General features: G+C 71.5%; 12 protein-coding genes. 6 read left to right on the top strand and 6 right to left on the bottom strand.

Annotated features, from left to right (window positions below; translation table 11 throughout):
* Positions 1-110: 110 nt before the first annotated feature.
* Positions 111-1,214: a septum site-determining protein Ssd gene (gene ssd / locus F0L17_RS14050; protein WP_162466192.1), complete on the bottom strand. Its 1,104-nt coding sequence runs from the start codon at positions 1,212-1,214 to the stop codon at positions 111-113.
* Between the two features lie 440 nt (positions 1,215-1,654).
* Here ssd and F0L17_RS14045 point away from each other — a divergent pair, with 440 nt between their 5' ends.
* A complete protein-coding gene (locus F0L17_RS14045) occupies positions 1,655-2,509 on the top strand; it encodes an HAD family hydrolase (RefSeq protein ID WP_155071331.1) in 855 nt (284 codons plus the stop codon).
* A gap of 504 nt (positions 2,510-3,013) precedes the next feature.
* Here the strand turns inward: F0L17_RS14045 and F0L17_RS14040 are convergent.
* Positions 3,014-3,868, bottom strand: coding sequence for a Fic family protein (locus F0L17_RS14040; protein WP_155071330.1), 855 nt, complete (start codon positions 3,866-3,868; stop codon positions 3,014-3,016).
* 105 nt (positions 3,869-3,973) lie between these two features.
* Here F0L17_RS14040 and F0L17_RS14035 point away from each other — a divergent pair, with 105 nt between their 5' ends.
* Positions 3,974-4,975, top strand: a complete 1,002-nt coding sequence (locus tag F0L17_RS14035; protein WP_155071329.1) for an ATP-binding protein — start codon at positions 3,974-3,976, stop codon at positions 4,973-4,975.
* 90 nt (positions 4,976-5,065) lie between these two features.
* On the opposite strand, the gene F0L17_RS14030 is transcribed toward F0L17_RS14035, so the two are convergent.
* On the bottom strand, positions 5,066-6,313 hold the full coding sequence (locus F0L17_RS14030) for a polysaccharide deacetylase family protein (RefSeq protein WP_155071328.1): 1,248 nt from the start codon (positions 6,311-6,313) through the stop codon (positions 5,066-5,068).
* Between the two features lie 580 nt (positions 6,314-6,893).
* Between F0L17_RS14030 and acs the strand changes: the two genes are divergently transcribed.
* From acs to F0L17_RS27580, 4 genes are all read left to right on the top strand, one after another.
* Positions 6,894-8,858: an acetate--CoA ligase gene (gene acs / locus F0L17_RS14025; protein ID WP_162466191.1), complete on the top strand. Its 1,965-nt coding sequence runs from the start codon at positions 6,894-6,896 to the stop codon at positions 8,856-8,858.
* Between the two features lie 261 nt (positions 8,859-9,119).
* A complete protein-coding gene (locus tag F0L17_RS14020) occupies positions 9,120-9,581 on the top strand; it encodes a phage holin family protein (RefSeq protein ID WP_155071326.1) in 462 nt (153 codons plus the stop codon).
* Positions 9,582-9,595: 14 nt separating this feature from the next.
* Complete coding sequence (locus tag F0L17_RS14015) at positions 9,596-10,531, top strand: alpha/beta fold hydrolase (RefSeq protein ID WP_155073631.1); 936 nt, start codon at positions 9,596-9,598, stop codon at positions 10,529-10,531.
* A 251-nt stretch (positions 10,532-10,782) separates the two neighbouring features.
* Entirely contained in the window at positions 10,783-10,977 is a 195-nt protein-coding gene (locus tag F0L17_RS27580) for a hypothetical protein (protein WP_238419374.1), read from the top strand.
* A gap of 122 nt (positions 10,978-11,099) precedes the next feature.
* Here F0L17_RS27580 and F0L17_RS14010 read toward each other — a convergent pair whose 3' ends face one another.
* Genes F0L17_RS14010 through nth form a run of 3 tightly spaced genes read right to left on the bottom strand, consistent with a single transcriptional unit; the run spans position 11,100 to position 13,952 of the window.
* A complete protein-coding gene (locus F0L17_RS14010) occupies positions 11,100-12,299 on the bottom strand; it encodes a MarP family serine protease (protein ID WP_162466820.1) in 1,200 nt (399 codons plus the stop codon).
* A 13-nt stretch (positions 12,300-12,312) separates the two neighbouring features.
* Positions 12,313-13,086 carry an NUDIX hydrolase gene (locus F0L17_RS14005; RefSeq protein WP_155071325.1) on the bottom strand — a complete coding sequence of 258 codons (774 nt, stop codon included), beginning with the start codon at positions 13,084-13,086 and terminating at the stop codon, positions 12,313-12,315.
* A 14-nt stretch (positions 13,087-13,100) separates the two neighbouring features.
* Entirely contained in the window at positions 13,101-13,952 is an 852-nt protein-coding gene (gene nth / locus F0L17_RS14000) for an endonuclease III (RefSeq protein ID WP_338018083.1), read from the bottom strand.
* Between the last annotated feature and the right edge of the window lie 25 nt (positions 13,953-13,977).

Raw genomic sequence — 13,977 nt, 5'->3', positions numbered from 1 at the left:
CCCGGACAGGGCGACGGGCGGCGCCCCGACCGCCGCACCACCCCCGAAGGAGGCGAGCACTCCCGCCCCCACCGGCCCGTCCGGGACGGGTTCGATTCCGATGCGCCCCCTCATACCGCCACGCTCCCCCGACCCTCGGGAGGCGACGCCCCGTCGCCCGCCGGCAGGGCACGGGCCCAGAACTCCGCGCAGAACCGGGCCAACGGACCACGCGCGTCCGAGCCGGGCGGCCGCCCGGCGTCCACCGCCGCGAGGAGTCCGTGCTCGGTGGGGAGCTCGCCGGCGAGCCGCAGCCCGAGCAGCCGGGCGACCTCCTCGCCGTCCAGCCCGGAACCGGTGGAGCCGCGCACCACGGCTCGCACGTCACGCAGCACCAGGCCCACCCTGGACGCCACCCGCTGCGCCGCGGCGACCGCCCGAAGCTCGGCGGGCACCACCAACAGGCCCAGATCCAGTTGGACCAGCGCCTCGGCGACCGCGTCGTCCGGCCGCCGCGGGAGATCCACCACGACCACCCCGCCCCGTCGTCTGGCGGCGCCCAGGACCGCCCGCACCGCCTCGGGCGGCACGGTCACGCTCTCGCCCCTGTCCCAACTGAGCACTCGCAGGCCGTGCAGTCGAGGCAGGGCCTCCTCCAGCGCCACGCCCCCGACCCGACCGCGCGAGTCGGCGAACGCGGGCCAGCGCAGGCCCTCCACGCGCTCTCCGCCGAGCAGGATGTCCAGCCCGCCGCCGAACGGATCGCCGTCGACGAGCACCGTGCGGTGCCCGGCCCGCGCGGCCGTGACCGCCAACGCGCAGGCCAGGGTGGACGCTCCCGCACCGCCCCGGCCGCCCAGCACGCCAACGGTCAGCGCCTGCCGCCCGACGCCCTCGACCGCGTCGGCGATCCGTCCGGTGAGCCAGGGTTCGCCGTCCGGGAGGAAGACCACGTGTTCCGCGCCGATTCCCACACCGCGTTGCCAGACGCCGGGGTCGTCCAAGTCCCGACAGACGAGCAGCACCCCCGCTCGACGGGTGGGCGCCCCGGCCGTCCGGGAGAGCGGGCCGGCCCGATCGTCGCCCACCAACACCAGCGGAGCGCTCTCCCAGGACCCCGGCCCCGGTGGCGGGCCGTGCACCACCTCCGCCTCGGTGCCTGCCGCCGCGCACAGGCGCAACAGGTCGTCCAGCAGTTTCTCGTCCTCGGTGACGATCAGAATGCTTCCGGTCACGTCCCGTTCCCTTCCGGATTACGGCTCTCCAGCTCGCGGAACCGCCGCGAACGCCGTGCTCAATCACGGTGACGGGGAACGGAAAAACTCGATGATCTTGGTCTAAATGCGTGGACAACTCGGCAGTTGTGAATAACTTGCTCACTCGAACGGGCGCCTCCGTGGACGCAGCCTGACGAACACTCTGCGTGACGGATCTTGGAAGGGGGCACGAGGGCACCCGCGAGGGCCGAAGAGGGCCAGAGGAAGGGGCCCGACGCCGGAAAAGGGCCCCGGACATGCGACGACCCCCGCCGGGGGGGAGAGCGGGGGTCGTCCCCACGGCCGACTCGGGGGGGGGAGGAGCCGGACCGGGGTGGCACGGTCGCGAACGATCCGTGACTTCCATGGTGTACCCGAGAGCCTTCTCAGGCAAACCCACGCGCCCCACCTTACGCCGAATGGCGGGCGCATATGCTCGCCCCGTGGAAAACCACTCGCTGCCGCGCACCGCTGCCTTCTTCGACCTGGACAAGACGGTCATCGCGAAGTCGAGCACGCTCACCTTCGGGAAGTCCTTCTATCAAGGGGGACTGATCAACCGGCGTGCCGCACTGCGTACCGCGTACACGCAGTTCGTGTTCCTCGTGGGCGGTGCCGACCACGACCAGATGGAACGGATGCGCGCCTACCTGTCCGCGCTCTGCCGGGGATGGAACGTCCAGCAGGTCAGGGAGATCGTCGCCGAGACGATCCACGAACTCATCGACCCGATCATCTACGACGAGGCCGCCTCCCTGATCGAGGAACACCACCTCGCCGGACGGGACGTCGTGATCGTGAGCACCTCCGGCGCGGAGGTGGTCGAACCGATCGGCGAGCTGATCGGCGCCGACCGCGTCGTGGCGACCCGCATGGTCGTCGAGGACGGTTGTTTCACCGGCGAGGTGGAGTACTACGCGTACGGGCCGACGAAGGCCGAGGCAGTGCGCGAACTGGCCGAGTCCGAGGGGTACGACCTCTCCCGCTGCTACGCCTACAGCGACTCGATCACCGATGTCCCCATGCTGGAGGCGGTCGGCCATCCGCACGCCGTCAACCCCGACCGCGCGCTGCGCCGGGAGGCCCAGGCACGGGACTGGCCGATCCTCACCTTCCAGCGTCCCGTCCGCCTCAAGCAGCGCTTCCCCACCTTCTCCATCCCCCGGCGGCCGGCCCTGGCCGCCGCGGTGGCGGTCGGCGCGGCGGCGGCCACCGCGGGGCTGGTCTGGTACGCGAGTCGACGCAGGACCCGCCTCGGCCTCGCGGAGGCCTGACGCGTACCGGCACAGGCCTCCGGGGGTGTTCGTCCGGTGGCACCACGGGCGCCGACGAGCACCCACGGCGGGCGCCACGCACGGCACTACGCTTCTTGTACTCCTTTTGCACCTTGCGTCGGACAAGCGAAGCTTGAGAGGAAAAGCAAAGAAACGCGAGAAAGGTTCCGCTCCGACGCCGAGGGGAGTACAAAGGAATCAAGCGGCCCGCGAGACCTGAACCGACCGCTTCCGGCGGGAAGTCCGGTACAGGCGAAGGCCCCACGGACCGAGCACGGAGACCGGGAACCCACGCGCAGGAGACCCGCGACCGGGCCGGCCGCACCAGGGTCGGGCGAAGTCCCCCCTGATGACGGCGCCAGAGATGCACGCCTGGTAACCCGGTGGACGTGCCGGCGGCGACACCGACTCCACGCCGGTGCCGCCGCTTTCTCGTGTACGGGTTTTTCGTGTACGAGCCGCGCCGGACACGCTTCCGCGCCCCAGCCGTCGGGCGCTCCGCCGTCAGGCCGCCCCGCGCTGCAACGCCTCGCAGACCGCCGTGCTCTCACGCGCGCCCAACTCCACCGCACGGCCGCAGTGCGCGATCCACGCCGCCATCCCCTCCGGGGTGCCGGACAGGTATCCCCGCAGTCCTTCGACGTAGGCTTCGGCGCCCTGCTCGGCGTGGCCGACCTCCGCCGGACAGACGGACTTCGGATCCAGGCCGCCGGCGATCAACACGATCCGCTCGGCCGCCCGGGCGACCACCCCGTTGTACGAGCCGAAGGGCCGCAGCGCCATCAGTTCGCCGTGCACCACCGCCGCCACCACCAGGGCGGGCGCGGAGGTGCCCGTCACGACGGTGCGGGCCAGCCCGTCCAGACGGGCCGAGACCTCGGCGGCGTCCGGCAGCGGCAGTCCGTCCGCCAGCGGCTCCGTGACCGGCTCGCCCGCCAGGCGCGGCCGTCCCACCCGCTCCCCGGCGGGGGCGGACGGCTCCCGGTCGAGCTCCGTCACGTCGCCACCGGCCGCCACCAGGTGCATCCGGGCCAGGACCCGCAGCGGCGACTGCCGCCACACCTCCAGCAGTTGCCCGGCCTCCGCCGTCGCCCGCAGGGCCGCACCGACCGTGCGCGCCTCGGCGTCCACTCCGAAGTCGCTGCGCCTGCGCACCTCCTCCAGCGGCCAGTCGGCACCGCCGAGGGCGGCCGAGGCGCGGGCCCCGCGCAGCACCGCCTCGGCGGTGACCTCGCTGCTGCGGCGCCGCATCACCCGGTGCCCGTACACCCGGTCCACGGCCCCGCGCACCGCTTCGACGGAATCGGCGACGCCGGGCAGCGCGCCCAGCGCGGCGAGGGGATCAGCAGTCGTAGGCATGCCTAGACCCTACGCACCGTCGGTCGACGCCCGTGCCCCACGTTCGAGTGGTCTTCTTCACGCGATCCGGTACCGCACCGCCGGGCCGCCACTACGCTTCCGACCATGAAAATCGCTTTCGTGGGAAAGGGCGGCAGCGGAAAGACCACCCTGTCGTCGCTGTTCGTCCGTCACCTCGCCGCCCTGGGCGCACCCGTCGTGGCCGTGGACGCCGACATCAACCAGCACCTGGGCGTGGCGCTGGGGTTGGACGAGGCGGAGGCGGCCGCCCTGCCGGCGATGGGCGCCCACCTCCCGCTGATCAAGGACTACCTGCGCGGCACCAACCCGCGGATCGCCTCCGCCGAGACGATGATCAAGACGACTCCGCCCGGAGAGGGTTCCCGGCTGCTGCGGATCACCGAGGACAACCCGATCCACGACGCCTGCGCGCGCCGCGTCCGCCCCGGTGGCCTCACCGACGGCTCCGACGTGCGGCTGCTGGCCACCGGCCCCTTCACCGAGGCGGACCTGGGCGTGGCCTGCTACCACTCCAAGGTCGGCGCCGTGGAGCTGTACCTGAACCACCTGGTCGACGGACGGGACGAATTCGTGGTCGTCGACATGACGGCGGGCTCGGACTCCTTCGCCTCCGGAATGTTCACCCGGTTCGACGTGACGTTCCTGGTCGCCGAGCCGACCCGCAAGGGCGTGGCCGTCTATCGGCAGTACAAGGAGTACGCCCGGGACTACGGCGTCCGGTTGTGCGTGGTGGGCAACAAGGTGCAGGGGCCCGACGACCTGGAGTTCCTCCAGGCCGAGGCCGGTGACGACCTGCTGGTGACCATCGGACACTCCGACTGGGTACGGGCCCTGGAGAAGGGCCGCGCCGCCCCCTTCGACACGCTGGAGGACACCAACCGCAAGGCGTTGTGCGTGATGCGGGAGGCCGTGGACGCGTCGTACGAGCTGCGCGACTGGGAGCGCTACACACGGCAGATGGTCCACTTCCACCTGAAGAACGCCGAAAGCTGGGGCAACGCGAAGACGGGCGCCGACCTGGCCGCCCAGGTCGACCCCGCCTTCGTGCTCCGGCAGGACGCGGCACCGGCGTCCTCGTCCGTCTGACGGACGGACGGCGCCTCCGCTCGGACGGCGTCCGTTCGCCCCGGTCCCGGACCCCACGACGTCACGGGACCGCAGGCGCCGCGGACGCCGTCACGAGGCCGCCGTCACACCCTCCCGGCCGGTGGCCAGGAACTCCCGCCAGCCGTTCTTCGGCGCCTCGCCGACCCCGAGGGTGCGCAGCTTCTCCAGGACCTTCGGGTCCTGCCGGTCGAGCCAGTCGACGAGCTGCCGGAAGGAGACGCAGCGCACGTCCTCCATGGGGCAGACCTTCTTGACGACGTCCTCGACGGCCTTCATGTAGACGCCGCCGTTCCAGTTCTCGAAGTGGTTGCCGATGATCAGGGGGGCCCGATTGCCGTCGTAGGCGCGGTCGAAGCCCTCCAGCAGGCCGTCGCGCATCTGCCGCCCCCACGCCTCGCGCTGCGCAGGATCGCCGTTGACCGTACCGGACTGGTTGGCCAGGAAGTTGTAGTCCATCGCGAGCGTCTCGAAGGAGCGTCCGGGCATCGGAACCTGCTGCAGCGGCAGGTCCCACAGGCCGCCCTCCTTGTCGGGCCAGACCTGGGTGCCGTTGCCGGAGGAGTCGTAGCGGAAGCCCATCTCCTTCGCGGCGGGGAGGAGGTTCTCGCGCCCCTCCAGGCAGGGGGTGCGGCCACCGACGAGCTCGCGGTCGTAGTCGAAGGGGAGGGGCTCCTCGTCCTTCCAGCCGGTCGTGGTCTTCCAGTTCTTCACGAACCACTTGGCCTGCTGGATCTCGCTCTTCCACTGTTCGGGCGTCCAACTGCCGACGCCGCCCGGGCCGCAGAAGTGGCCGTTGAAGTGGGTGCCTATCTCGTGGCCGTCCAGCCAGGCACCGCGGAGCTGTTCCAGGGTGGCGCGTATGTTCTCGTCCTTGAGGTAGCCGATGTCGGAGGCACCGCGGCTGTGGCCCGGCGGTTCGTATCGGTGGGCCTCGGACTCCGGGAGGACGTAGACGCCGCTGAGGAAGAACGTCATGTGTGCGTCGTACTTCTCGCTCACCTCGCGGAAGTGGGAGAAGAGCTTCTTGCTGTCCTCGCCCGCTCCGTCCCAGGAGAAGACGACGAACTGCGGGGGCTTCCGGCCGGGTTCGAGTCGCTCGGGCTCGGGCTGGTTCGGCTGAGCGCCTATGTAGGCGGTGGAGCCGTCGCCTATCAACCGGACCACGCCGCCCGGCTTCCCCCGCTCGGCGTCCTTGTTCGCCTGCTCGCCCCTGCCGCCCTCCGGCGACTCCGGCGAGGACCCCGAACACCCGACGGCCAGCGTCGCCAGCACGGCCGCTCCCGCGACTCCTCTGGTCAACCTCCCTGCAGCACCCATGGTTTCCACCTCATCCGCTTCGTTCGCTTCCAGCCGGCATGTCCGGCCTGCGACCAACCTCACACGCTCTGTGAGAGGCGCAAGCGAAGCGAGCGGTTCCCGCCCCTTATTCACCCCCAGGCGTGAAGAGTGAGCCCGATTGCCCCGCCCCTCCCCCTTGATCCTTTAAGCGATATTGCGATTCCTTTACCAAAACTCACCGTAGTGGAGCCAATGCGGAGAGCAACCGATTCTCCGGAGCGCGGGCGCCCGCGTCCACCCGCGTTCCTGCTCGTCCGCCCGACGCCGCCCCGATGACGACAGCCGACCCGCCCCCTCGGCCCGTTTCCCCGGGAGTCTCCGTGAGACCCGACGCACCGGCCGCCCGAGTGGCCGGGCGCCGCCGGTCAGGAGTGGTCGAGGGCGCACGGGAAAGGCTCGGAAGTGCGCCTTCCGACCGCTCGTCGACCGCTCGACCACGTGCGCCGACCCCTGGTCGCAAAAGGTCTACACCACTTGGCAGACAAGTCTTGTCAGAGGCCATCGGGGCTGGTCTGCTATGACGCGGGACACAGCAGACACCCTGGGAAAGGGAGATGTCGTGAGCAACGAGAGCCTGGCCAACCTGCTCAAGGAGGAACGGAGGTTCGCACCTCCCGCCGAGCTGGCGGCGAACGCCAACGTCACGGCGGAGGCGTACGACAGGGCGAAAGCGGACCGGCTGGGCTTCTGGGCCGAGCAGGCCCGCCGACTGAGTTGGGAGACCGAACCGACCGAGACGCTGGACTGGTCCAACCCGCCCTTCGCCAAGTGGTTCAAGGACGGCCGGCTCAACGTCGCCTACAACTGCGTCGACCGCCACGTCGAGGCGGGCCTCGGCGACCGGGTCGCCATCCACTTCGAGGGCGAGCCCGGCGACGCCCGAGCGATCACCTACGCGGATCTCCAGCGCGAGGTCTCCAAGGCCGCCAACGCCCTCGTCGAGCTGGGCGTGCGGACCGGCGACCGGGTCGCCATCTACATGCCGATGATCCCCGAGACGGTCGTGGCGATGCTGGCCTGCGCCCGCATCGGCGCTCCGCACTCGCTCGTCTTCGGCGGCTTCTCCGCCGACGCGCTGGCCACCCGCATCCAGGACGCCGACGCCCGGGTCGTCATCACCTCCGACGGCGGCTACCGGCGCGGCAAGCCCAGCGCGCTCAAGCCCGCCGTGGACGAGGCCCTGACGCGCCCCGGCACCGAGAACGTCCGCAGCGTCCTGGTCGTGCGCCGCACCGGCGAGGAGACGGCCTGGACCGAGGGGCGCGACGTGTGGTGGCACGACCTGGTGGACCGCCAGTCCGAGCAGCACACCCCGCAGGCGTTCGAGGCCGAGCACCCGCTCTTCATCCTCTACACCTCCGGCACCACGGGTAAGCCCAAGGGCATCCTGCACACCTCCGGCGGCTACCTCACCCAGGTGGCCTACACCCACCACGCCGTCTTCGACCTCAAGCCGGAGACGGACGTCTACTGGTGCACGGCCGACGTCGGTTGGGTCACCGGCCACTCGTACATCGTCTACGGCCCGCTGGCCAACGGCGCCACCCAGGTGATGTACGAGGGCACCCCCGACACCCCCCACAAGGGCCGCTGGTGGGAGATCGTCGAGAAGTACAAGGTCACGCTCCTCTACACCGCCCCGACCGCCATCCGCACCTGCATGAAGTGGGGCGACGACATCCCGGCGAAGTTCGACCTGTCCTCGCTGCGCGTGCTGGGTTCGGTGGGTGAGCCGATCAACCCCGAGGCGTGGGTCTGGTACCGCCACACCATCGGTGGCGACCGCACCCCGGTCGTGGACACCTGGTGGCAGACGGAGACCGGCGCCATCATGATCAGCCCGCTGCCGGGCGTCACCGAGGCCAAGCCCGGCTCGGCCCAGGTGCCGCTGCCCGGCATCGCGGCCACCGTCGTGGACGACGACGCGGGCGAGGTGCCCAACGGCTCCGGCGGCTACCTGGTCCTGACCGAGCCGTGGCCGTCGATGCTGCGGACGGTCTGGGGCGACGACCAGCGCTACCTGGACACCTACTGGTCGCGCTTCGAGAACCGCTACTTCGCGGGCGACGGCGCCAAGAAGGACGAGGACGGCGACATCTGGCTGCTGGGCCGGGTGGACGACGTGATGTTGGTCTCCGGTCACAACATCTCCACCACCGAGGTGGAGTCCGCGCTCGTCTCGCACCCGAAGGTCGCCGAGGCGGCGGTCGTCGGCGCCGCCGACCCGCAGACCACCCAGGCCATCTGCGCCTTCGTGATCCTGCGCGGCACCGCGGCCGAGGAGGAGGGCCTGGTCGAGGAGCTGCGCGCCCACGTCGCCCAGCACCTCGGTCCGATCGCCAAGCCCAAGCGCATCCTGCCGGTCGACGAACTGCCCAAGACCCGCTCCGGCAAGATCATGCGGCGGCTGCTGCGCGATGTCGCCGAGAACCGGGCCCTGGGCGACGTCACCACCCTCACCGACTCCACGGTGATGGAACTGATCCAGACCAAGCTGCCGGGGGCCGCCTCCAGCGAGGACTGAACCGCGCCGCTCCGGCCCCCGTCCGGCGGGTGGACGGGGAGCGGACGGACACGGTGGACGCGGGGGCGTCCGGCCATCGCACCGACGACGGCCGGACGCCCCCGTCGTGCGTTCGCCCGACGCGGACCCCGGTCGGTTCCGAGGCGCCCCGACCGGCCCCGGGCGCGCGGCGGACGGCTCGCCGTGACCGCGTGCGACGTCGGGGCCCCCGGTCCGGCATGATGCAGACTCATCGGCAGCCGCGACGAGAGGAAGCAAGCGATGAGTCCAACCGACGACGGCCGCAGCATCGGCCAGTTGGTCGCCTCGGCCACCACCGAGCTGTCCGCACTGGTCCACGAGGAGATCGCGCTGGCCAAGGCCGAGCTGCGACAGGACGTCAAGCGCGGTGTGATCGGGAGCGGCGCCGCCATCGCGGCGGGTGTGCTGGTGCTCTTCTCGTTGCCGGTGCTCAGTTTCGCCGCGGCCTACGGCATCCACAACCTGGGGCTCGGCCTGGCCTGGTCGTTCACCATCGTGGGGGCCGTCCACCTGCTGGTCGCGTTCGTGCTCCTGCTGTTGGCCAAGGTCAAGCTCTCCAGGATCGAGCCGCCGCGCCGCTCGATCGCCTCGGCCAAGCAGTCGGCGGCCGTGCTCTCCGGCGTCAAGCCCCACCCGAGGAGCTCCTCGGTGAAGCGGACGGAACCCACCGCCGTGGAACCCATGTCAAGCTCTTCCGCATGACGGGCATGACAGGCATGACGGACGCGACCCCTCCCGGCCCTCCCTCCTCGGTCGTCCGGATGGCCGGCCCCTGGACCCACCGGGACGTCGCCGCCAACGGCGCGCGCTTCCACATCGTGGAGATGGGGGACGGCCCACTGGTGATGCTGCTGCACGGGTTCCCGCAGTTCTGGTGGACCTGGCGTCACCAGTTGCCGGCCCTCGCCGAGGCGGGCTTCCGCGCGGTCGCGATGGACCTGCGGGGCGTCGGCGGCAGCGACCGCACCCCCCGGGGCTACGACCCGGCGAACCTCGCGCTCGACGTCACCGGTGTGATCCGCTCCCTGGGGGAGCCGGACGCGGCACTCGTCGGACACGACCTGGGCGGCTACCTGGCGTGGACGGCGGCGGTGATGCGCCCCAAACTGGTCCGGCGCCTGGCCGTCGTCTCGATGCCCCACCCGCGCCGCTGGCGCGCGGCGATGTTGGGCGACCTGCGGCAGACCGCGGCCGGCTCGTACGTCTGGGGCCTCCAGAGCCCCTGGGTTCCGGAGCGGCGTCTACTCGCGGACGACGGGGAGCTGGTCGGTCGGTTGGTGCGCGAGTGGTCCGGGCCCCGCACACCGGACGACGAGGCGATCGGGGTCTACCGGCGGGCGATGTGCATCCCCTCCACCGCGCACTGCTCGATCGAGCCGTACCGCTGGATGGTCCGTTCGCTGGCTCGGCTGGACGGTTTCCAGTTCAACCGCCGTATGAAGCGTCCGGTTCGCGTCCCCACCCTCCACCTGCACGGTTCCCTCGATCCGGTGATGCGCACCCGCAGCGCGGCCGGCTCGGGCGAGTACGTGGAAGCGCCCTACCGGTGGCGCCTCTTCGACGGACTCGGCCACTTCCCGCACGAGGAGGACCCCGAGACGTTCTCCAAGGAGCTGGTCGACTGGCTCAAGGACCCCGAGCCGGACCGCTGACCGCGGGAGCACCGGCGACGGGCCGCCGGAAGGCGCCGAGCGGGCCCGGGGGTCGGAGGGGCGGGCGGCACACGAATCGGGACGGCGTGGGATTCGGGGGCCCGGGGAAGGGGGACGGAGGAAGAGGGGGCGACGGGGACGGCGCCCGGCTCCCGAAACAGGCCGACGATATGCGCACGTGACGCCCGCATAGGCCAATTGACGGACCATTCGGCGATTACCGACCTTGGGCGGGGGGCAAAGTCCGGAGTATGGGCTGGACGCACGACTACCGTGACGTGTCACGCGATATCCGGGAACAGAACGGCGCGCAGGGTTCACCCCCTCACGCCCCGCGGGAGCACCGAGGTTCCCACGACCTCCGCGATCCCCAACTCGGCATTCCCCACATCCTGCGCCGCCGGGCCCGCTGGGTCGGCGCACGGTTGAGGCATACGCGCGGCTGAGGCCGCGCGTACCCGCACCACGACGCCACAGCGCACCACCGTCTCCGCCGGGAAACGGCCCACATCACCGTTCGGTCCGGACTCGACCGGTGGCGCGATGCCGCGACGCCGCGCCACCGGTGTCACATCGCGCAGCCCTGACTGTCCACCGCCCCCTGGGCGGTACGCCCCCGCAGGACGTCCTGGCGCACCTCGTCGCCCGTGAGCGCGTAACCGGTGTTCTCGTCCTCCAGGGACTTGGCGAAGATGACGCCGTACACCCTGCCGTCCGGCGTGAGCAGCGGCCCACCGGAGTTGCCCTGCCTGACCAGGGCGTGCAGCGAGTAGACGTCCCGACGGACGGTGCCGCGGTGGTAGATGTCCGGGCCGGTGGCCTGGATGCGGCCGCGCACACGCGCGGAACGGACGTCGAACGCGCCGTTCTCCGGGAAACCCGCGACGATCGCGTCGTCACCGGTCTCCGCGTCGTCCTCCACGAACTCCAACGCGGGCGCGTCGAGTGACGGGACGTCGAGCACGGCGATGTCGCGTTCCCAGTCGTAGAGGACGACCGTGGCATCGTGGAGCCTGCCCTCGCCGCCGATCTGCACCGTCGGCTCGTCGACTCCGCCGACGACGTGTGCGTTGGTCATCACGCGGTCGTCGGCGAAGACGAAACCGGTGCCCTCCAACACCTTGCCACAGCCGGGTGCGGTGCCCACCACCTTGACGATGGACCGCTTGGCCCGGGCCACGGCCGGGCTGTTCACCAGTTCCGGGTCCGGCGGCTCGACGGAGGTGATCGGTTCGTTGGCGAACGGCGAGAAGACCTGCGGGAACCCGTTGCGCGCGAGCATCGAGGTGAAGTCCCTGAACCAGGTGTCGGCACCGTCCGGCAGCGTTCTGGAGATCCCCTGGAGCACCGTGGACCCGCGCACCTCCCGGGCGACGACGGGCACGGACGTGGCGGCCAGCAACGTGCCGATCAGCCAGGCCACCAGCAACATGGCCACGACGTTCACCAGCGCACCGCCGGTGGCGTCCAGGGCCCGCGCCGGGGACCAGGTGATGTGGCGCCGCAGCCGGTTGCCCAGATGGGTGGTGACCGCCTGGCCGACCGAGGCGCACACGATCACCGCGACCACCGCCGCGACCGCGCCGACCGTCCCGGGCGACGCCCCGTCGGCGAACTCCTTCCAGACGACCGGCAGCAGGTGGACCGCGACGAGTCCGCCCCCGAGGAAGCCGGCCACCGACAGCACGCCCACCACGAATCCCTGGCGGTAGCCGATGACCGCGAACCACACGGTGGCGAGCAGCAGCAGTACGTCCAGCACGTTCACGTCGCCCACCGTCTCATGCGCTCCAGTCCAGGGGCACGCGTCGATCCGTGTCCCACGGCCGCTCCCACCCGGCGTAGTGCAGGACGCGGTCGATGATCCCCGCGGTGAAACCCCACACCAGCGTGTCCCCGACGAGGAAGCACGGACCGCGGAACCCGCTGGGGTGCACCACGGTGGCGCGGTTCGCCGGGTCGACGAGGTCGGCCACGGGCACGGTGAAGACCCGGGCCGTCTCGGCCGGGTCCACCGGCGCCACCGGGCTCGGCTCCCGCCACCAGCCCAGGACGGGCGTGACGACGAAGTCGCTCACCGGGATGTAGACCCGCGGCAGCCGCCCGAAGACCTGCACCCCGGACGGGTCGAGCCCGGTCTCCTCCTCGGCCTCCCGCAGGGCCGCCCGCAGCGGACCGTCGCTCCCCGGATCGCCGTCCTCCGGGTCGAGGGCGCCCCCGGGGAAGGACGGCTGGCCGGCGTGCGAGCGCAGGCTGGACGCCCGTTCCATCAGCAGAAGCTCGGGGGCACCGCCGCGCCCACCGATCCCGTCGGCACCGTCTCCCCCCGCGTCTTCCGCTCCGCCCCGCGTCCCCGACTCCCCGAAGAGGACCAGCACGGCCGACTCCCGCCCCCCGTCCCGGGGCGGGAGGAAACGGCTGAGCTGGTGCGGCCGCATCGTCGACGCGGCGTCGGCCACCGGGCGGAGCCAGTGCGGCAGCCCCCGGTCGGTAACGGTGACGGGGTGGGACCCCGGTCGGACGGAGCCCGCGTGGGCCTCGGGTGCCTCCTTCATGCGCACCTCACACCTCAGCCCCGGTCCGCGCCCAGCGGCGGCGCGGGCCGTCCGGGGTAGTCCGCCGGGGGCTTGAGCCGCTGGCCGGGCGCGCCCCCCATCTCGTACTTCAGCAGCTTCCTCGCCTTCTCGGGGTCCGTCTCGCCCTCCCCGTACGAGGGGCACAGGTGTGTGATCGGGCAGGCGCCGCAGGCGGGCTTGCGGGAGTGGCAGATGCGGCGGCCGTGGAAGATCACCCGGTGCGAGAACATCGTCCACTCGTTCTTGGGGATAATCTCGGCGATCTCGGCCTCGACCTTCTCCGGGTCGGTGTGCTCGGTGAGCTTCCAGCGGCGCACCAGCCGCCCGAAGTGGGTGTCCACGGTCAGGCCGGGCCTGCCGAAGGCGTTGCCGAGGACGACGTGGGCCGTTTTACGGCCGACACCGGGCAGGGAGACCATGTCCTCGAGGTTGTCCGGAACCTCGCCGCCGAAACGGTCGCGCAGGGCGGCGGAGAGCCCGAGCAGCGACCTGGCCTTGTTGCGGAAGAAGCCGGTGGGCCGGATCAGTTCCTCCAGCCGCTCCGGATCGGCGGCGGCCATGTCCTCGGGGGTGGGGTAGGCGGCGAAGAGGGCGGGAGTGGTCTGGTTGACCCGCAGGTCGGTCGTCTGGGCCGACAGGACGGTGGCGACCAGGAGCTGGAAGGAGTTCTCGAAGTCCAGTTCCGGGTGCGCGTAGTAGTACACCTCCGCCAGTTCGCGGTTGATGCGCCGCGCCCGGCGGACCATGCCCAGCCGTGTCTCCGTCTTCCTCTTCCGCTTCCTCCCTCCCGCACCGGCGGGCCCGGTCCCGACCGTCGCCGCCCCCTCGGGCTCCGCCTCCGTCACCCGCTCGGCGGACTTCTGTTCGCCT

The organism is Streptomyces taklimakanensis, from assembly GCF_009709575.1.
In the GTDB taxonomy this organism is placed as follows: domain Bacteria; phylum Actinomycetota; class Actinomycetes; order Streptomycetales; family Streptomycetaceae; genus Streptomyces; species Streptomyces taklimakanensis.
This window is presented reverse-complemented; position numbering and strand designations above follow the sequence as displayed.